20 protein-coding genes are annotated in these 19372 nt (G+C 32.2%); 5 read left to right on the top strand and 15 right to left on the bottom strand.

Annotated elements, in window-relative coordinates:
• Positions 1–113 precede the first annotated feature (113 nt).
• On the bottom strand, positions 114–590 hold the full coding sequence (gene yiaA / locus H526_RS0124455; protein ID WP_027395359.1) for an inner membrane protein YiaA: 477 nt from the start codon (positions 588–590) through the stop codon (positions 114–116).
• A gap of 178 nt (positions 591–768) precedes the next feature.
• On the opposite strand from yiaA, the gene H526_RS0124450 reads away from it, so the two are divergent.
• Positions 769–2277, top strand: coding sequence for a hypothetical protein (locus H526_RS0124450; protein ID WP_027395358.1), 1509 nt, complete (start codon positions 769–771; stop codon positions 2275–2277).
• On the opposite strand, the gene H526_RS0124445 is transcribed toward H526_RS0124450, so the two are convergent.
• A complete protein-coding gene (locus H526_RS0124445; RefSeq protein WP_155839772.1) occupies positions 2253–3557 on the bottom strand; it encodes a glycosyltransferase family protein in 1305 nt (434 codons plus the stop codon). The genes H526_RS0124450 and H526_RS0124445 overlap by 25 nt on opposite strands.
• A gap of 165 nt (positions 3558–3722) precedes the next feature.
• On the opposite strand from H526_RS0124445, the gene H526_RS0124440 reads away from it, so the two are divergent.
• Positions 3723–6212: a zinc-dependent metalloprotease gene (locus tag H526_RS0124440; protein ID WP_027395356.1), complete on the top strand. Its 2490-nt coding sequence runs from the start codon at positions 3723–3725 to the stop codon at positions 6210–6212.
• 61 nt (positions 6213–6273) lie between these two features.
• On the opposite strand, the gene hemL is transcribed toward H526_RS0124440, so the two are convergent.
• The 4 genes from hemL to H526_RS0124420 are packed head-to-tail and all read right to left on the bottom strand — an operon-like array spanning position 6274 to position 9706.
• Positions 6274–7560 (bottom strand): glutamate-1-semialdehyde 2,1-aminomutase, encoded by a 1287-nt coding sequence (gene hemL / locus H526_RS0124435; RefSeq protein WP_027395355.1) that lies wholly within the window; start codon positions 7558–7560, stop codon positions 6274–6276.
• 6 nt (positions 7561–7566) lie between these two features.
• On the bottom strand, positions 7567–8430 hold the full coding sequence (locus H526_RS0124430; protein ID WP_027395354.1) for a glucosaminidase domain-containing protein: 864 nt from the start codon (positions 8428–8430) through the stop codon (positions 7567–7569).
• A gap of 1 nt (position 8431) precedes the next feature.
• Positions 8432–9373: a 1-aminocyclopropane-1-carboxylate deaminase/D-cysteine desulfhydrase gene (locus tag H526_RS0124425; RefSeq protein WP_027395353.1), complete on the bottom strand. Its 942-nt coding sequence runs from the start codon at positions 9371–9373 to the stop codon at positions 8432–8434.
• A 6-nt stretch (positions 9374–9379) separates the two neighbouring features.
• Positions 9380–9706, bottom strand: a complete 327-nt coding sequence (locus H526_RS0124420; protein WP_027395352.1) for a hypothetical protein — start codon at positions 9704–9706, stop codon at positions 9380–9382.
• 28 nt (positions 9707–9734) lie between these two features.
• Here H526_RS0124420 and H526_RS32135 point away from each other — a divergent pair, with 28 nt between their 5' ends.
• The 3 genes from H526_RS32135 to H526_RS0124410 all read left to right on the top strand — a co-directional run bounded on the left by H526_RS32135 (position 9735) and on the right by H526_RS0124410 (position 11214).
• On the top strand, positions 9735–9911 hold the full coding sequence (locus H526_RS32135; protein WP_158594409.1) for a C1orf53 family protein: 177 nt from the start codon (positions 9735–9737) through the stop codon (positions 9909–9911).
• Positions 9912–9985: 74 nt separating this feature from the next.
• Positions 9986–10516, top strand: a complete 531-nt coding sequence (locus tag H526_RS0124415; RefSeq protein ID WP_027395351.1) for a DUF4136 domain-containing protein — start codon at positions 9986–9988, stop codon at positions 10514–10516.
• Positions 10517–10608: 92 nt separating this feature from the next.
• Positions 10609–11214, top strand: a complete 606-nt coding sequence (locus tag H526_RS0124410; RefSeq protein ID WP_027395350.1) for a DUF4230 domain-containing protein — start codon at positions 10609–10611, stop codon at positions 11212–11214.
• Here H526_RS0124410 and H526_RS0124405 read toward each other — a convergent pair.
• The 9 genes from H526_RS0124405 to H526_RS0124360 form a co-directional block, all read right to left on the bottom strand.
• Positions 11186–11719: a DUF2867 domain-containing protein gene (locus H526_RS0124405; protein ID WP_027395349.1), complete on the bottom strand. Its 534-nt coding sequence runs from the start codon at positions 11717–11719 to the stop codon at positions 11186–11188. The two genes, H526_RS0124410 and H526_RS0124405, sit on opposite strands and share 29 nt — an antisense overlap.
• A 6-nt stretch (positions 11720–11725) precedes the next feature.
• Positions 11726–12598, bottom strand: coding sequence for a sulfate/molybdate ABC transporter ATP-binding protein (locus tag H526_RS0124400; protein WP_027395348.1), 873 nt, complete (start codon positions 12596–12598; stop codon positions 11726–11728).
• Positions 12595–13269, bottom strand: coding sequence for a molybdate ABC transporter permease subunit (gene modB, locus H526_RS0124395; RefSeq protein WP_027395347.1), 675 nt, complete (start codon positions 13267–13269; stop codon positions 12595–12597). The genes H526_RS0124400 and modB overlap by 4 nt, the downstream gene beginning before the upstream one ends.
• Positions 13266–13667: a TOBE domain-containing protein gene (locus tag H526_RS0124390; protein ID WP_027395346.1), complete on the bottom strand. Its 402-nt coding sequence runs from the start codon at positions 13665–13667 to the stop codon at positions 13266–13268. Before H526_RS0124390 ends, modB begins: the two co-directional genes overlap by 4 nt.
• A complete protein-coding gene (gene modA, locus H526_RS0124385; protein ID WP_245591234.1) occupies positions 13667–14452 on the bottom strand; it encodes a molybdate ABC transporter substrate-binding protein in 786 nt (261 codons plus the stop codon). The genes H526_RS0124390 and modA overlap by 1 nt, the downstream gene beginning before the upstream one ends.
• A 3-nt stretch (positions 14453–14455) precedes the next feature.
• The gene (locus H526_RS0124380; RefSeq protein ID WP_027395344.1) at positions 14456–16729 is read right to left on the bottom strand and encodes an aminotransferase class III-fold pyridoxal phosphate-dependent enzyme; all 2274 of its coding nucleotides are present in this window, start codon (positions 16727–16729) and stop codon (positions 14456–14458) included.
• 118 nt (positions 16730–16847) lie between these two features.
• Positions 16848–17297, bottom strand: coding sequence for a GNAT family N-acetyltransferase (locus H526_RS0124370; protein WP_027395343.1), 450 nt, complete (start codon positions 17295–17297; stop codon positions 16848–16850).
• 69 nt (positions 17298–17366) lie between these two features.
• Entirely contained in the window at positions 17367–18668 is a 1302-nt protein-coding gene (locus H526_RS0124365; protein ID WP_051336319.1) for a M20 metallopeptidase family protein, read from the bottom strand.
• Positions 18669–18743: 75 nt separating this feature from the next.
• Positions 18744–19340, bottom strand: a complete 597-nt coding sequence (locus H526_RS0124360; RefSeq protein ID WP_027395341.1) for a Crp/Fnr family transcriptional regulator — start codon at positions 19338–19340, stop codon at positions 18744–18746.
• Positions 19341–19372: the final 32 nt, after the last annotated feature.

Here is a 19372-nt window from a genome sequence, read left to right as displayed (position 1 = left end):
AATTCATTATCGAACTATACTAAAAAAAGGCAGCTACAGCCGTAGCTGCCTTTTCTAATCATCAAAACAAGGAACTACAATATTGTAGTCCCTCCTTTTGATTTACTCTCCAATTACACTTCTTTTGCCTCAATGAATTTTTTATCTCTTGTATTTTTCTGTACCGCAATCGCTGCAAATAAACTTAGCGTAAATGACATTCCGTAGAAGCCCTTTTCACTCAGATCTAGATCTGCATTCCACAATCCTATAATTAATAAAACAATAGATGCTAACGCTGCAAACCAACTAATTCCATAATAGATCTCTGTTACCTGTAACCCCTCTAATTTATCACGCACATTTTTCTGAACGGATACAGCAGAAAATAATCCGAATAGTAAAATAGTAAAGTAATATCCTTTCTCATTTAATAACATATCAGCATTCCATAAACCAGTACAGAATGATACCATACCCGCAAACAATGCTACCCAAGATGCTCCTATAAAAGCTGGTGTCGGTTTTTGATCATACGTTTTGACTTCATTTTTATCAACATGATCATTTACAATTTCTTCTGTTACTTCGTTGCTAAACTTGTAATCCATAATAATTAATTTTGATGATTAAATTTTATTTCAATTATTTGTTTTGAACAGGACAAATTTGCGATGACTTGATGAGTTTAAAAACTCAATTTTTACAAAAAACTTACGATATAATTGTGATTTTTATTTAAATTAGATCTATAAAAAAGAGCATTATCTTTAAAATACTTACGATATAATGAATCCACTTTCTTCTATAATAGCTACTTTATCTACTGAAGAAAAAAAGAGTTTTATTAATTATCTAAAACATAAAAACAAAAGAAACGACACCAAAAACATTCAGTTATTTAAGATTCTGGACACATCATCCAATCATAAAGATTTAGATGTGAAAATATATGGAAAGAGTGCTAAAGGTGCTTATCACGCGCTTTGCAAAAGATTACATGATAGCCTTATTGATTTTATTGCTACCAAAAGTTTTGAAACCGAAACTTCTGAAGAAATGGAGATTTTTAAGCTGCTTCTGGCAAGTAGAATTTTCTTTGAACAAAAACAATACAAAATAGCCTTAAAGACAATAAAAAAGGCAGAACTAAAAGCCAAAACATTTGATCTTTTTAGTGTATTACACGAGATACATTACACAAAAATCCAATATGCACATGTAGATCCAAATACAACTTTAGCATCCTTAATACAAGATTTTAAAAGAAATCAAACTTTATTACAACAAGAGGAGAATCTAAATCTTTTTTATGCTAACATTCAAAATGAGCTTACACAGAACAGTAATAATATATCGTTGATTATTAAAAACTCTTTAAATCAATTCGATATATCTATTACTAATGATTTAACTTTTCGATCACTATTTAAGATTCTTGATATTACCAATCGAGCAGCAAATGTTACTCGAAATTTCTATTCACTCCTTTCTTTTGTAGAAAAAACATATCAACAGATTGAATCAAAAGAACAACTTACAGATAAGCATCTATTCTACCACATTCAGATTCTCTATTATGTTGCTAATTCTTATTTCAGAAATAAAAACTTTACCACCTCCTACAAATACCTAAAGAAAATGGAGGTACAGATGCTTAAACAGAAGAAAAAATATTACAAAAGATTTCTCCCTCAACTCACACTCTTAAGGGTACTAAATGATAATTATACTGGAAAAGCCAAGGAAGCCATAGTACCCTTAGAAAATTTTAACTATAAGCTTTTTAAAGATCAAACCACTTATATCTTAGATTTAAAATTAACGCTAATTGTTTTTTATTTTCAACAATCACGTTCCAAAGAAGCACTAAGACTTCTAAATGAATTGCATCATAGCGATGTTTGGTACACAGAAAAAGCAGGGATTATCTGGGTTATAAAGAAAAATCTAACGGAAATACTATTACACATAGAGTTAGATCATTTGGATTTAGTGACTTCTAGAATAAAAAGTTTTAGAAAAAAGCACCGTTCTTATTTAATTAATAATAATGAACACAGAGTTTTAGAATTTTTATCCTTAGCTACCAGCTTCTATTTTAATAGCCATACCATAAAAACCGACGAATTTATATTAAAAATAGAACATTCTTTAATTCAGAACAGTCCGGATCGAGAGGATATTTTTGCGATGAGTTTTTATGCTTGGTTAAAGGCAAAAGTATTACAATTAGATTTATATGATACTACGCTGCAAGTTGTACATCAATCTCAAAAAGACTCATCTTCGATTTGAATATGCTTTTTTGGTTTGATAATCAAATCTAATAACAACACAAACAATACTGGTAACATCCATTGGTGATATATTAAATATCGACCAATACTATGCTGCACAATACAAATTAACAACACATTACTAAATGTCAGTAACAAGAATACAAAAGCCAGTAAAGCAATTTTTTCTTTTCGTTTTATCCAAATATAAAGTGAACTTATCAATAATAAAAGTGATAACCATATCATGTAAAATCCTCCAAAAGCATTCACTACATTTTTATAAAAGAGATCAACACATTTCCAAAAATTATCAAACAACAACGGTAGCCACATACTCATTAACATCTTGTCATTTTCGATCAAAGCTTCATGAGAATTTGGATTAGATGGCATTAAAAACTTTCTACCTTCAATTGAAAATATGCCATAAGATATATTCACAAAATTATAATCAAAATGATGAAATACATTATCATTTACGGGCTTATAAAAATCATCCAAAAGTTTACGCTCAAAAGCTAAGGAATACATATGCTTGTAATACTCCTGAATTTTAAGATTTTCATAAATTTTATAATCACTTTGATCAGCTACAAAAAACGGCATAATCATTACCTGAAGTCCTGTACTAGAAATATTTATATATTTATCATGAACTATATAATTAAAGGTTTTCTGTGTCACAGAAACCAGTAGCGGCATCAACAACACAAATACTATTGGAATCAAATATTGCTTAATTTTTTTACTCACATACCCTCTATATACCAATATTAAAAATAGTACTGGAAGTATAAAGAAAAACTGAGTTCGTATTAACAATCCAACAAAAATACTTAGCAATAACATCATTATTACTCTTTTACTTTTCAAGAAAAGATATTGTATCAAAAATGAAGAAATCATCAAAAAACAAGGAAAAGCTAATCCTTGCGTAACAATACGATTTACGGTCAAATATTCCGGAATAACCACGGGAGCCAATAACATCACTTCGATCAACAATATCAATCGATAATCTAAATCAAAAACCTTTTTAATCGTTTTAACCAGATACAAACAAGAAACAAAACTTAAAATTAATTGAATAAATACTATAACATAGTAATAATGAGCTTCTCCAAACAATTTTCTAAAAACAAATAAGAAAGTTCCATATCCTGGCGGTGTTATTAAAGAAAGACCAACGTAACTCATCGTATCTGGTTCTACAACTACTCCGACCCAAACAACATAGATGCAAACAAATAGATACAAAAACATTCTTAGTAAACGATGAATCAAAGTGTACTGCATAAACAACTTTATAATTGAGGATTAAATGTAGTGCAATTATTCTAATTATAAGAAATAGAAATTGGCAATCTACAGAACACTAATTGCCTTGATTTTAGGCTTTAACTTTCCTTTCACTACTACGACATAGTTATTTCTTTATCTTCGGCCGATAAAAATTAACTCATGCTCAAAAATACACTATACCTCTTATTGGTATTTACAGTAACGTTTTCCAGTTGCTCTTCATTACAAAACAAAAAAAATAAAAAGCCTGCTACCGCAGCCGCTAAAAAACCTAGCAAAGACAAAAATGCTATTAAACCTTATAAAGAGGTTATTACAAAAAAAGCTAAAAGTGACCCAGGACTTTTCACTGTTCATAACATAGAGGACAAATACTTTTATGAAATCCCGGACTCACTATTTAACAGAGAGATGTTGATGGTAACCAGAATTGCCAAAACCGCTACAGGTATTGGTTTTGGTGGTGGAAAACAAAACACCCAGGTACTTAGATGGCAAAGAAAGAATAAAAAAGTGTTACTAAGAGTAGTATCACATCAGATTTATGCCGCAGATTCTTTACCAATTCATGAAGCAGTAGAAAATTCTAACTTTGAACCTGTTCTATTTTCATTTCCAATAAAAGCTTTTCATAAAGATTCTGTAAATAATGCCACAGTAATTGATGTTACAGACTTATTTAAAAAAGATGTGAAAGCCATTGGTTTTCCAGCTTCAAGAAGAAAGCGATTTAAGATCACTCGATTAGATGCTAGCCTTTCCTATATCGACTCGATAAGAAGTTATCCTCTTAATATAGAAACGCGACACGTAAAAACATACAACGCCGGAGCACCACCTTCTAATGCAAGTACTGGAACTATTTCTTTAGAAATGAGTAATTCTATGATTTTACTTCCAGAAACACCTATGAAACGTAGAATATTTGACCAACGAGTTGGCTGGTTTGCACGAGGACAAACGGATTATGGACTTGAAGCACAAGAAAGTAAAACGATACGCTATTTAGATCGATGGAGATTAGAAGTTCGGGATGAAGATATTGAAAAATTCAAAAAAGGTGAATTGGTTATTCCTAAAAAACAAATTGTCTATTATATAGATCGTGCTACTCCTAAAAAATGGGTGAAATATATTAAACAAGGTATTGAAGATTGGCAAGTAGCCTTTGAAGAAGCTGGTTTTAAAGAAGCCATTATTGCTAAAGATCCTCCAACAAAAGAAGAAGATCCAGATTGGAGTCCAGAAGATGCGCGTTACTCTGTAGTGCGTTATTTAGCATCTCCTATACCTAATGCAAATGGACCACATGTAAGTGATCCAAGATCCGGAGAAATTTTAGAAAGTGACATCAACTGGTATCATAACGTAATGACTCTATTACGTAACTGGTTTTTTGTACAGACTGCAGCAATCAACCCAGACGCACAAGGCGTAGCTTTTAAAGATGAAGTTATGGGTAGATTAATACGATTCGTATCTTCTCATGAGGTAGGTCATACATTAGGATTGCCTCATAATATGGGAAGTAGTGTTGCATACCCAGTGGAATCATTACGTGACCCAGCTTTTACTAAAAAATATGGAACTGCACCATCTATAATGGATTACGCTCGTTTTAATTACATTGCGCAACCAGGTGATGGAGATGTCGCGCTAATGCCAGAAATTGGAATCTATGACAAATATTCTATCAAATGGGGATACCGACCAATTCTTAATACAACTGCGGAAGAAGAGAAAAAAACTTTGGATAGTTGGATATTAAAACACGCAGATGATCCTAAATATCGTTTTGGGAGACAACAATTTGGAGTAATTGATCCTAGTTCACAAACAGAAGATCTTGGTGATGATGCGGTAAAAGCTAGTACTTATGGTATTGCCAACTTAAAAAGAATTATTCCTAATTTAATCAAATGGACTGCAGAAGACGGTAAAAATTATAGCGACTTACAGACTATGTATGGACAAGTATTAAGTCAATATAATAGATATATGGGACATGTTTCTTCTAATATTGGTGGTGTATACGAATACTACAAGACCTATGATCAAGAAGGAGCTGTTTATACACATGTAACTAAAGAAAATCAAAAACGTGCCATGAAGTTCTTACAAGAGCAGTTATTTATTACTCCAGACTGGTTATTAGATGCTACCATTTTTAATAAAATAGAATCTGCAGGTAGCGTAGAGCGCGTTCGTGGATTTCAAACTAGAACATTAAACAATTTACTAGATCAAGGCAGAATGGCGCGGTTAATTGAAAATGAAGCTCTAAACGCAAGAAATGCATATTCGTTAATAGATATGATGACAGAATTGAGATCTGGTATTTGGAAAGAGTTAAGAACGGGAGCATCAATTGATGTATATCGTCGTAATTTACAACGTGCATACTTAGAAAGATTGGAGTTTTTGATGACAAAAGAGCAAACTCCAATTCCTGCTAACTTTAGACGTTTTGTACGACGTACTAATGTAGATGTTTCACAAAGTGACATCAGACCTATTGTTAGAGCAGAATTAAAAAACTTACAAAGAAATATTAATAGTGCAATAGGTAGAACATCTGATAGAATGACACGTTATCATTTACAGGATGCAACAGAAAGAATCTCACTAATACTGGAACCTAAAAAATAAATGATTAATCCATCGTTTATAAAAACAAAAAGCCGATCTAGATTAGATCGGCTTTTTGTTTTTATAAACTACCTGCTGTAACGGAGACTGCTTTTATAGTAGTATCTAAATCTTCATAAGTTAATGCCTCTGTGATAAACCAAGTTTCGAAAGCACTTGGTGCGATATATACACCTTGGCTTAGCATTCCATGAAAGAATTTCTTGAAAGCATCATTATTACCTTCTGCAGCACTTTCAAAATCTACTACAGGATTCTCAGAAAAATGAACAGAAATCATCGAGCCTACTCTGTTAATCGTATGCACTATATTTTTCTCTATTAATACCTTAGCAATACCTTCATGTAAATACTCAGTCTTTTTTGCGATACTATCAAAAATATTTGGATTTTCATGCAACTCAGTTAGCATTGCCAATCCAGCAGCCATTGCCAATGGATTACCACTTAAAGTTCCTGCTTGATATACTGGTCCCAAAGGTGCTAGGTGATTCATTATTTCTTCTCTAGCAGCAAAAGCACCTACCGGAAGACCTCCTCCAATTACCTTACCAAAAGTTACAATATCAGCTTTGATTCCATACAATTCTTGTACTCCTCCTTTTGCTAATCTAAACCCAGTCATCACCTCATCAAAAATCAACAAAATATTATGAGCATCACAAAGGGATCTTAACCCCTCTAAAAAACCTTTGACTGGAGGAATACATCCCATATTACCAGCTACCGGTTCTATAATGATGCACGCTATTTCATTCTTATTAGAATTAATAATTTCTTCAACATTACCTAGATCATTATATCTAGCAAGCAATGTATCTTTTGCTGTACCTTCAGTAACTCCAGGACTGTTTGGACTTCCAAAAGTAACTGCACCGCTACCTGCCTGAATCAAAAAAGAATCGCTATGGCCATGATAGCAACCTGCAAATTTGATTATTTTATCTTTTTTGGTAAATCCTCTTGCTAATCGAACAGCACTCATACAAGCTTCTGTTCCTGAATTCACAAAACGTATTTTATCTATATTAGGAACCATCGATACCGCCAACTCAGCAATCTTAGTTTCAATTTCTGTTGGCATTCCAAAACTGGTTCCTTTCTTAGCTTTTTCGACTACAGCATCTACAACTGGCGGATGCGCGTGACCAAGAATCATTGGCCCCCAAGAATTGATATAATCTATTAATCGATTACCATCTTCATCATACAAATAAGCTCCTTTTGCTTCTTTTACAAAAATTGGATCTCCCCCAACTGCTTTAAATGCGCGAACAGGAGAGTTAACTCCACCCGGAATTACTTTTTGAGCCTCTCTAAATAGAGCGCTACTTCTTTTATAAATCATATTGAATTAAAATTCTTCAGAATCATCATCAGGTTCTTGTACTTTAAGCACTTGCCCTATGGCGATTGCATTATCTTTTAAATTATTATATGCTTTTAACTCTGTAACTTTTAAATTGTACCTTCTCGATATGGAATATAATGTATCTCCTTTTTGCACGACATATTCTCCATTTTTCGATTTAGTAGTTGTTCTAACATTAGGTTTCTTCTTCTCTGTTACAGTATACAATTTTCCTAAAACCTCTGCATCGTATTTATCCAATTCATACCGCTCTATAATACTTATAAGTTTAACCGGATATTTCTTATCTGTTGCATAACCAGCAGCACGTAATCCATATGCCCAAGATTTATAATCATCTTGCTTGTAGGTGAAGAGTTTTGCATAGCGTTTTCTATTCTTTAAAAACAAAGAATGATCTCTGAAAGAGTGACTTGCTTCATCATATTTTCTAAAACACTCCTGGGATCGATCATCATCGTGATACACTCTATCACCTGTCCAATCATGGCATTTAATCCCAAAATGATTTTTTGCCTTACTGGTAAGATCTCCGTAACCAGCACCTGATTCTAAAATTCCCTGAGCCAATGTTATACTTGCAGGAATACCGTACTGAATCATCTCGTGCTTGGCAATACCTACATACTCAAATATATAATTCTGAACTTTTTCTTTGTAAGAAACTGTAGTAAGTGGTTTTTTCGGTTTAACTACCTCTTCTTTAACCTCTTTTACCTCTCTTTTTACTTCAGTTTTTCTAGAAGCAGTTTTGGTTCTTCTAGAAGTAGTTGCTTTTTTACTACCTCCACAAGAAACAATGAATGTAGCTATACAAAACAACGTTATAATTCTCCTCACGTTCATATCAAATTCTAATAAGCGGAAGCTTCTTTTTACCTAGCTTCTTATTCATACCCGAAATACCTTGCAACCCTCCAGTATGAATGGCTAAAATACGAGTATTTTTTGTAAAAAACCCTTTCTGTATTTTATCAAAAAGGCCATACATCATCTTTCCTGTATAGATTGGATCCAAAGCAATATTTTGTTCTTTGTAAAATCTATTAATAAACTCAATTAATGATAGATTTATTTTACCATATCCCCCAAAATGATACTCTTCTGTTAAACTCCAATTTGTTTTATGAGTGTATTTTTTAATTTCATCAGAAAGGAAATCTCCTTTTAACGCAGGAAATCCAATAATGTTCTGATGCTCGAGGCTAGCATTGATAATCCCAGAGATAGTTCCTCCGGTTCCCACCGCACAACATACATAATCGAATATCTCATCCTTACCAGTTAAAATTTCTTTACACCCTTCTATTGCTAACTCATTTGTACCTCCTTCTGGAACAGAGTAAAAAGAGCCAAATTCTTTTTTCAACATTTCCAAAAATGGTTCTGATGTTTTTTCTTTGTAATCTTTTCTGCTAACAAACTTTAGTCGCATACCATTATGTGATGCTAAACGTAAGGTATCATTCTGCGATAGCGTATGTGATAAATTTTTTGCTAATTCTTCTCCTCTAATAACCCCAACTGTATCTAACCCCACTAATTTACCTGCAGCTGCAGTAGCAGAAATATGGTTACTATAAGCTCCACCAAACGTAAGTATCCTATTAAAACCCTTTTTTTTAGCCTCTAAAAGATTGTATTTAAGTTTTCTGAATTTATTTCCCGAAATATGATCATGAATAAGATCTTCTCTTTTTATGTGAATAGACACTCCTGCTTGTTTTAAAATAGGATGCACTATTTCTTCATTTTTTGATTCTCTTACTACCGAAGAAAAAAAATTCATAGGGTATTATAAGTATTTAGTAAAACTCCAGAGTTTTCGGTTTTTTAGATAAGAAAGCTCAGCTTCCATTTCATACGCTTCTCTTTCAAAAGAAATATTACGGTAAGCTTCTCTAGAATTTTTATACTGAAGTAATCGGACAATATACTCTATTAGATACAAGAAGTAAAATGGTAATACCAACAACTCCAACTGCTGTTTTAGATGAATCTTCTCATGATTTATAAAAACTGCATCTTCCTTTAAATGGTGATTTTTAACCACAATAAAAGGCCAAAGTGCGATTCCCACAAAATGACGACCTATCAAATATTTGTTAACTACAATTGGCATCTTAGCGCAAGATAGTATTTTTGTATCGATGAGCAATCCAAAAAGAATACTAAAACCCGAAGAAGGAGACTATTATCTTACTCCAGAAGGGTACCGATGTTTTACGGAACAATACCATTTAAAAAGAGGTTATTGTTGCGAGAGCGGTTGTAGGCATTGTCCCTATGGCTATGACAAAAAAACAAATAAGTACACTAAAGAGTAACTCTATCTTACTCATGGTACGATTGTTGTGCATATTTTTAAAAAAATATTGTTGAACATTTAATACACAGGATTATGAAATTTTTCTCTCTTTTATCACTGATCCTTATCATTACACTTGGTTCTTGCTCTACTGTTAGAGTAGCATCTGATTATGATAAGCAAACTAATTTTAATGGTTACAAAAGCTATGCCTTTTTTAAACCAGGTATAGATAAAGCTGAAATCAGTGACCTAGACAAAAAACGCATTTTAAGAGCTATTGAATCTGATATGACCGCTAAAGGTTTTACAAAATCTGAAAACCCGGATGTATTGGTTAGCATCTTTACAAAAACAAAGGAAAACGTAAATATTTATCAAAATAATTTTGGATTTGGTTACGGCTGGGGCTGGAATCCTTGGTTTTGGAACAGCGGTTTTAATACTGTATCTAGAACGACAGAAGGAACATTATATATAGATCTTATTGATGCTTCAAAAAATGAATTAATTTGGCAAGGAATGGGAACAGCAGCCTTAACCGAAAAAGTAGACAAAAAACAGGAAAAAATGAATCAAATTGTATCTGCAATACTAGAGAAATACCCTCCAGAATTTAAATAATCATTTTATCCTTATTGATATCATAATAGCCTTTCTATCATGGAGAGGCTATTTTTTTATGTATTTTTATAAAAAACCTGACTTATAAAAATATGCGTAATTTTCTTCTTGGTGCCTTAATTGCTGCATTCATAGCAGTTGGCATTAGTTATTTTATCAATCAAGCTACATCCCAAAAAACTGAATTAGAGTCTTCTGATCTTATACTTGACCAGATAAAAAATGTTGGGAAATTAGTTGTTACCGAAGGGCATTTCTCCGAAGTTATTACCTATAAAGATGCCAAAAAATATTACTTGGATATTTTAACTGCTGAAAAAAAGGCTATTGTTGTGGTAAATGCTGGTGTTACCGTTTCCTATGACTTAAGCAAGATCAAACACCAAATCGATCAAACTAATAAGACACTTACAATTACCAGTATCCCTGAAGCTGAGATTAACATCAATCCCAACATAAAATATCACGATCTAGAAGAAGATTTTTTTAATCAATTCAGTCCTGAAGATCATAACCTCATACAAAAAGAAGTTACGAGACAGCTTAACAAAAAGATAGAAGCCTCTACACTAAAATCTAATGCAGAAAATCGTTTAATTAGTGAGCTACAAAAGATTTACATTCTTACCAATTCCTTAGGATGGAAACTAGTTTATAAAGGTAATTCTATTACTGACTCGGAGCAATTGATCCTCTAATAGTACTTTTAAGCATGGTTGGAACAATGAGTTTATGAAATGGTTTTACAGGTAAAAAATACAATTTCCCAAACCAATTATTAAAATTTACAATTGTCGAAATAGTAAGATTTTTACTCGAATTAGGTTTTGAATTTAAGAGTAGAGAAACTCTAAAATTAAGATGCGTATCGTCTTCTCCCAGAATAATTTCATTCTCCGATTTATCAAATACTTTAAAAATCCCTATTTTATCTCCGATCTCTCCTTTAAAATTATTTAATGTTTCTTTTCTCTTATCCAGGCTATCTCCAGTTTTAAGTCCAAAAACTGCAACTATCTGATTTCTTAACACAAATAGTTTTTCAATCCATTTAGGAGAAGTAGAAAAAAAGGATTTAGTGATTACTAAGATATCTACGACATCCTCTTTATCCGTAAACTCACTTTTAAAACTGTCAGAATAATCATACTTGTTTTTAAGTAGTAATGAAGTCTTAGGTAAACTTACTTTTTCAACTTTCATAGATTCTTAAATTTTTATAAGTACAGGATTAAAAGCTTTAGAAGCTACAACAACTTTATCTCCAATAGTTAGACTACTAATTTCCGATTCCTGTGCGATGACCTTAACTACATTATTACCAATAAGAACTGTAACTATGAATACAACATCTTCCGATTCTATGTTAATCACTTCTCCTGAAAACTGATATTTACCACTTAGTTGATTATCCGTAAAAACGGATAACGAATCTCCTACTTTAGTTATCTTACCATCTTCAAGACAATATACTTTATCAGACATCTTAATAATTTCTCCAATATCGTGACTTACCAAAATTGTGGTTAGCTCATATTCTCGATGTACTTTTAGTATATAATCCTGCAATTTGCTACGCATTTTTATATCAAGCGCAGACAAGGGTTCATCCAACAATAAAACCTTTGGTTTGCGAACCAATGCCCGAGCCAATGCCACTCTTTGCTGTTGACCTCCTGATAACGTATTTGGTTTTCTATTCTTAAGTTTATCCAAAGCTACTATAGAAATCAATTCTTCAATAACACTTTTGTCTTGACCTTTTCCTAAGGCAAATTCTAGATTTTCTTGCACTGTCATATTTGGAAATAAGGCATAATCTTGAAAAACATATCCAATTCTACGTTGTTGAGGACTAAAACTGATCTTTCTATTATCATCTAACCAATATGTACCGTCTACTACAATCTGTCCACTATCTGCCGAAAGCAACCCAGCGATGATTCTAAGAATTGATGTCTTTCCTGCTCCAGAAGCCCCATATAAAGTAACCAATTGCCCTTTCTCTATACTCAATCGAATATCAAGCTTCATATTTCCTTCAGCCGTTTGGAGCTTCTTATCAATGGTAACTTCTATCATTTCCAAAACCGTTTTAAATATCCTCCGTTAATTAAATACACCAATAATAAAATCACAAAGGTTACTATAAACAATAGCAATGAATACATATTTGCACCGCTATAATTTAATGCTTCAACTTCGTCATATATTGCTATTGAAACCACTTTCGTTTTATCAGGAATATTACCCCCAATCATTAGAACAACCCCAAATTCACCAACAGTATGAGCAAAAGCCAATACAATCCCTGTTAATATAGAAGGTTTTATATTTGGTAATAAAACACTAATAAGTGTTTTCATTTTAGATTTACCTAACACATAGGAAGCCTCCTGTAGAGAACTAGGTAAACCAGATAAACCAGATTGAATAGGTCCAACCATAAAAGGAAGGCTATAAATAACTGATCCTATCACTAATCCTGAAAATGAAAAAATTAATCGAATTCCAAAAACATCTTGTAGCCAACTACCAAAACTGTTTCCCGGACTAAATACCATTAATAGATAAAACCCTAATACAGTCGGCGGCAATACCAACGGCATACTTACTAGAGTTTCTACAATCGGTTTAATCCTTGATTTAGAATATGCTAACCAATAGGCCAATGGAATTGAAATTACTAGCAAAACAACTGTCGTTACTAATGCAAGTTTAGTAGTTAGTATGATTGGTGCCCAATCTATCATTTAGAAAGCATTATTTCGTTTGCCTTAATCATCACAATTACTGCTAAATTTTCTTTCAACTCGAGTTCATTTAAAATTTCTGTAGTAATTATGGCGACAATATCTCCTATTGCTGTATGTAAAACTATCTTACTTAATAAAACTCCACTGTCACACTTTTTTATTGTCGCGGGAATTTTATTTTGAATGCTAATTAAAGATGAATCATCTTTACTAATGATTACTTCGGTTTCTTTAAACAATAACTTTACTGAGTTCCCTTTGTGCAGATAAGAAGCAGTATCAGGAGTTTCAACTAAAATAGTTTTGAGCTTTGTATGCTCATTTATTTCAATAGAAACCATCGATAAATTTTTGCTTACCTGTATATCTGATATATGCCCCGAGAAAACATTCATTATTCAGCTACTAAATATCCGAAATCTTCTAGTATTTCTCTAGCATCTTTAGAAAAAAGAAACTCATAAAATTTTCTACTGTTTGTAGAATCTTGAATTTCTCTTTTAATCAAAACGACTCCTTGTTCGATTGGAGTGTACTCTTTTTTATCAATAGGAATCCATCGACCTTTATCTTTTATCTTTTTAGATAACACTACCGACATTGCGGTAAAACCAATTTCGGAAGATTTAGAAATAATAAATTGGTTCGTTTGAGAAATACTTTCTCCATAAACCAATTTGTCTGCTACAGCATCATATATGTTATTTTTGTTTAGCACCTCTACCGCGGATTGACCATATGGTGCTGTTCTAGGGTTTGCTATGGCAATGTGAACAACACGGCTATCAGTTAACATCTCCAATGAAGGTACTAATTCTTGATCCATAGACCATAACACTAATTGTCCATGGGCATAAACTTTGGGAGCTTCAAGGGCTAATTTATTCTCATAAATTTCATTTGGGTATTTCATATTTGCAGAAACAAAAATATCATAGGGAGCGCCTTCTATTATTTGCGCTGTCAATTTTCCTGAAGAACTAATTACTAATTCACAAAGTACTCCTGTTTTTTCTGTAAATGCATTAGAAATCTCCTCAATTGCATATTGCATATTAGCCGCAGCAGCAATTGTAATCACATTTTTTTTTGGTTGTTTACATCCGCTTACAATCAAAAGAATAATTACAAAAACTTTAAACTTAAAATTCTGAAATTCTATAAAAATAACTTTTAGCACTTTCTAATTTTTATCATAATACCTTTCTAATATTTCATCGATAGTATCTACTACTTCTTTTGCATTTTCTTTAGTAAAACACAAAGGAGGTTTCGTTTTCAAGACACTATCATCTGGTCCATCTGTACTAATTAGTATAAACTTATTTCGCAGTTCGTTCTTAATATGATGTGCTAATGTCTTATTCGTTTCGCTATTTTCTGCTTTTATAATTTCTATACCTAAAAACAATCCTGACCCTCTTACATCTCCAATGCAATCATATTTATTTTGAAGTTCGCATAGTAGAAATTTATAGTAATCTCCTACTTGTTTAGCATTATGCTGTAATTTCTCTTCTTCTATAACATCTAAGACTGATAATCCAATTGCACAAGAAACAGGATTCCCCCCAAAAGAACTAAAAAACTCTACTCCTTTGCTAAAAGATTCCGCTATTTCATTGGTTGTTATCACCGCTCCCATTGGATGACCATTAGCTATGGGTTTACCGACAATCACCATATCAGGAACAACATCCTGTGACTCATATCCCCAGAAATAGTCTCCTAAACGTCCAAAACCTGTCTGCACCTCATCACTGACACAAACTCCTCCTTGTTTTCTAATTGCTGGATATACTTTTTTTAGATATCCAGCAGCAAGAGGTACTTGTCCTCCGCACCCCACAACTGGTTCTGTTATAAAAGCCCCAATCGGAGTACTAGAATTTTCTATTTGTTTCACTGCATCTTCTGCATATAACTCACCTGCATTTTGTCCAGTATATTTCCCTCTATACGTATCAGGAATTGGAGTTTTTAGAATATTTCCTTTCTGTCCTTGACCTTTTGGGTTATTAAATTTATAATCACTTATATCAATAGAAATCTGCGTATTACCGTGATACCCATGTTCCATAACCATTGTTTTTTTATATCCCGTATGAGCATATACCATTCGCATTGCTAAATCACTAGCTGCACTTCCTGAGTTTACAAAAAATACTTTAGTAAGTGAATCCGGAAATTTTGACAATAACTTTTCGGCATAAGTAGGTAGCAAATCATATAAATACCTCGTATTGGTATTCAATCTCGCCATTTGTTTCTGTCCTGCTTGCACTACGCTTGGGTGTGAATGTCCAACATGTGGAATATTATTATATGCATCCAAAAAGGTATTCCCATCGGTATCATACATATACTGAAAAGCGGAACGACTCATCGAGATAGGTTCTTCATAACTTAAACTGACGATAGGACTTATATTGGCATACCTTCTTTTTACTTGTTCTTCTGTAGTTAAGGGTTTTTCAATAGGTAAAAGACCTATTGCTTTTCTAAAAACATTCTCCGCCTTAATAGGATTAATTCTTATCCATTTATATAACATTTGCCAAGCATACTTTTCGCTTACAGTAGCATATATATTCTCTGGATTTATTTTTCGGGAATGCGCAGAGTTACATACACTAGTACAAAGTCTAGTAGCAATAAGATAATACAGCGCTTTTATTTCTTTATCTTTTAAAGGAAAAACGCTATGATATCCCTTTAAAATAAAAGGCATCCAATCCAAAGGATTTTCTTTATCATAACACGCATAAGTAATTGCAATTGCCAATTCATTTATTAGTTGTGAATATGCCAAATCACCAAAATCAATAACTGCTGAAACTTTTCCTTTTTCCGTTAGGATATTCCATTCATTTGCATCATTATGTATTACCTGCTTTCTTAATTCTGGTAGTAACGGAATTACGTTTTCTTCAAATTGTTGAAAAAAATAACGAACTACATTTCGATTATGCGGATCAACGATATCATTTAGATATTTCTTGTTCAAGTGCGCATACTGAATATCCCACTCCCATTGTCTAGCTTTTAGGACATAACTATCAAATTTTTGAAACTTAAGATTCATTTCAGCAAGAAAATTTCCTAAACTATAAAATAGTTCTTCTGTAGCTTCAACATCACCTAAAAACTTTCCATCTAGAAACGAAAGCATCCGGCAAATAGTTTTAACCCCATCAACCTCTATTACTTTTATAAAAGTACCATCCGTAAACGGAATAGGGTCAGGAAACATATCTACATCTTTACCCTTAAGATGAAGAAGTAATTCATTTTCTGCTTGAAGAATAGAAAACAATTCTTTATCATAAGAATATGTTTTAAAAATATATTTCGTGGAATTATTCTTGACTATATAATTGACGTTATCGTAGCCATTCAACGTTTTAACTTCGGGCTGATTAAAAGAAAATTCAGCTTCTAAGAGTTTATCTATCATTGTGTGAATGAAAAAAAAATTTCTTGGACATCTATTTTTAAAACCTTATGATAAAGATACTGTATCTGCCCTGCAATCCCACAAAGAATCAATTATAAATTTTGATACTTTTAATCACTTAAGAATTATTGTTAAACGATAGTTCCATTAGATACAGATCCAATCCTAGTCCCCAATAATCTTTCTCTATTTTATCCAATACAAATCCAAACTTCTCAAAAAATTTATACGCGAGTTGAGATGTAGTTACTACTACTTTTTCTAATTCCGAACTTAATTTCAAGATAGATAATGAATGCTCTATTGCTTTTTTTCCTAATCCCAATCCAGTATATTTTGGATGAAAAAATATCCATGTTATTCTACCTATTCTATTTTTACCCTCTAAATAACATCCTACTCCTCCTACTATTTTCTTTTTATAAAAGATTGTATAATAATAGGCACTATACTTTTGTAAGTAATCTTGAAAATCTTTTACCTCTTTGAGGTCAAAATATGTTGGTATATTTTGCTTAAAAACATCAATTAATTCTTTTTTATCCTTCAATTTATAGGGTCGTATCATTGAGGTAGTTTAATTGTTTTTTTTAGGTTTTATTCATAATAGCAAAAACCTTCACTTAATTCTAACAAATTAATCATATAATCTTTCTACAATCATTGATGAAAAATAATTTACTCCTGTTTTAATACAGCTCTCATCAATTGCAAAATTTGGAGCATGAGGCATCGAGATAATTCCTTTTTCAAAATTAGACCCTCCTAAGAAAAAATATACTCCAGGTACTCGTTCTTGAAAATACGCAAAATCATCACCTCTTCCATCTGGCATTTCTCCATATAATCGAATTACATTTTGTTGACCATAAAGTTTAGAAATAGAATTCATAACCTCATTAGTTAACTTTTTATCATTCATTAGGTTTGCACGGTCTCCAGAATACGATACATTTATCAACTTCGTTTTATATTTTGATGACTTGATTTTCTGCTGCACTAGAGGTAAAATCTTATCTAATTCATTAAAAATACTAGAGCCCACATACGTTTTAATTGATATTAAATCACTTATTTCTTTAACACTGAAATTATCACTTACCGTTGTATAATCTTTAAAAATAGTATTGGGATTTGCTAAGCCGATAGTTGGGCTTAATAAACTTTGCGGATCAAAAAATTCACTACCTGATTTAACATTCTGAAAACTTTTAAGCAATGTTTTGGTATACTCAATCATTGCATCATCATCAGTTGAGTTCATATACACCACTTCTATCATTTTATAATCAGCAAATAACCATTCTGGCTTAGTGGAAATCATTGTTGCCGGCAATGGTGCAATATGCGCTCCATATATCTCATCTGGTTTGATCAGATCAAACAAACCATCTTTTATCATTGCTTGAGCTCCTTTATAATTCTCTTCTGAGGGTTGAAAAATAAAATAAACTGTTCCTTCTAATTGTTCTTTTTGGCTTGCTAATACGTTAGCAATTCCTAATGCAATTGTAGTGTGTACATCATGCCCACATATATGGCGTACACCTTCTGTCTTAGATTTAAAATCTACCACATCAGGTATTTCTGAAGGCATTGCATCAATATCAGCTCTCCAAGCTATTTTCTTTCCTTCTTTAGCTCCCTTTAAAACACCAACTACACCATTTCCTCCAATATCAGTTTTAACTTCTAACCCTATAGAAAGTAAATATTCTTTGATTTTCTGCGCTGTTCTTTTTTCCTGTTCCGAGACTTCAGGATTCATATGAAAATCTCTACGAATTTTCACAAGACTATCAAAAATATCATCTGTTCGTTGTTGTATGCCTTTATGGATAGAAGATGTAATTGATACTTCTTGTCCAAAAGCTACCAATCCACAAAAAAGAAATACTATAAGGAATGTTATATTCAATACTGCTTTGTAACAAATCATTTTTACTGTGTTTAAGATTATAATGTAAAAATGAGATATAATTAAATGATGTACCTGACACATATGTGACAAAAACTATCTTTTCGCAATTTTACTTCTAATTCTGCTTAATGATTGACGTTCAATCCCTAAATAGGTAGATAAATGAGATAAGCTTATCCTATTGATAATATCTTTATTGTGTTCTATAAAATCTAAATATCTTTCTTCAGCATTTTTGAATAAAAAGCTTTCTACTCTATCTGTCTGAAAGGTCAATACATATTCTGCGATTAGCCTTCCATACATTTCACTTGTCTTATACTTTTTATACCCTTCTTGAATTTTATTATATGGTAACTTTATAATTACTGATGGTTCAAGGCATTCAATAAAATACTTAGACGGTATTTGCCTAATAAAAGCAGGATAATCTGTTGCATAATTATTTTCACTTACGAAACCAGTAGTTATCTTATTTCCTTTTTCGTTAATATAATAACGTCTTAAAAGACCTTTGCACACAAATCCAACTTCTTTTTGAACTTCTCCGCTTTTAAAAAGAAATTCTTTCTTTTCATACGTTTCTATTGTAAGGTATGATTCTAAAAACTCTAATTCTTCTGAGTTTAAGTCAGGAAATGTTTCGAGATATGATTCATAATATTTTTTTAACTCTTTTTCTGAATTCACGTATTTGTAATTATTATGTTTTGTAAAAATGC

It is taken from the genome of Aquimarina latercula DSM 2041 (assembly GCF_000430645.1).
Lineage (GTDB): Bacteria > Bacteroidota > Bacteroidia > Flavobacteriales > Flavobacteriaceae > Aquimarina > Aquimarina latercula.
Note: the sequence above shows the minus strand (reverse complement) of the source record. Positions and strands in the feature narration are given on the sequence as shown.

Bases quoted from the DNA above. Each gene is read 5' to 3' on its own strand.
- yiaA (WP_027395359.1), bottom strand. From the start codon at position 590: ATGGATTACAAGTTTAGCAACGAAGTAACAGAAGAAATTGTAAATGAT.
- H526_RS0124450 (WP_027395358.1), top strand. From the start codon at position 769: ATGAATCCACTTTCTTCTATAATAGCTACTTTATCTACTGAAGAAAAA.
- H526_RS0124445 (WP_155839772.1), bottom strand. From the start codon at position 3,557: ATGCAGTACACTTTGATTCATCGTTTACTAAGAATGTTTTTGTATCTA.
- H526_RS0124440 (WP_027395356.1), top strand. From the start codon at position 3,723: ATGCTCAAAAATACACTATACCTCTTATTGGTATTTACAGTAACGTTT.
- hemL (WP_027395355.1), bottom strand. From the start codon at position 7,560: ATGATTTATAAAAGAAGTAGCGCTCTATTTAGAGAGGCTCAAAAAGTA.
- H526_RS0124430 (WP_027395354.1), bottom strand. From the start codon at position 8,430: ATGAACGTGAGGAGAATTATAACGTTGTTTTGTATAGCTACATTCATT.
- H526_RS0124425 (WP_027395353.1), bottom strand. From the start codon at position 9,373: ATGAATTTTTTTTCTTCGGTAGTAAGAGAATCAAAAAATGAAGAAATA.
- H526_RS0124420 (WP_027395352.1), bottom strand. From the start codon at position 9,706: ATGCCAATTGTAGTTAACAAATATTTGATAGGTCGTCATTTTGTGGGA.
- H526_RS32135 (WP_158594409.1), top strand. From the start codon at position 9,735: ATGAGCAATCCAAAAAGAATACTAAAACCCGAAGAAGGAGACTATTAT.
- H526_RS0124415 (WP_027395351.1), top strand. From the start codon at position 9,986: ATGAAATTTTTCTCTCTTTTATCACTGATCCTTATCATTACACTTGGT.
- H526_RS0124410 (WP_027395350.1), top strand. From the start codon at position 10,609: ATGCGTAATTTTCTTCTTGGTGCCTTAATTGCTGCATTCATAGCAGTT.
- H526_RS0124405 (WP_027395349.1), bottom strand. From the start codon at position 11,719: ATGAAAGTTGAAAAAGTAAGTTTACCTAAGACTTCATTACTACTTAAA.
- H526_RS0124400 (WP_027395348.1), bottom strand. From the start codon at position 12,598: ATGATAGAAGTTACCATTGATAAGAAGCTCCAAACGGCTGAAGGAAAT.
- modB (WP_027395347.1), bottom strand. From the start codon at position 13,269: ATGATAGATTGGGCACCAATCATACTAACTACTAAACTTGCATTAGTA.
- H526_RS0124390 (WP_027395346.1), bottom strand. From the start codon at position 13,667: ATGAATGTTTTCTCGGGGCATATATCAGATATACAGGTAAGCAAAAAT.
- H526_RS0124380 (WP_027395344.1), bottom strand. From the start codon at position 16,729: ATGATAGATAAACTCTTAGAAGCTGAATTTTCTTTTAATCAGCCCGAA.
- H526_RS0124370 (WP_027395343.1), bottom strand. From the start codon at position 17,297: ATGATACGACCCTATAAATTGAAGGATAAAAAAGAATTAATTGATGTT.
- H526_RS0124365 (WP_051336319.1), bottom strand. From the start codon at position 18,668: ATGATTTGTTACAAAGCAGTATTGAATATAACATTCCTTATAGTATTT.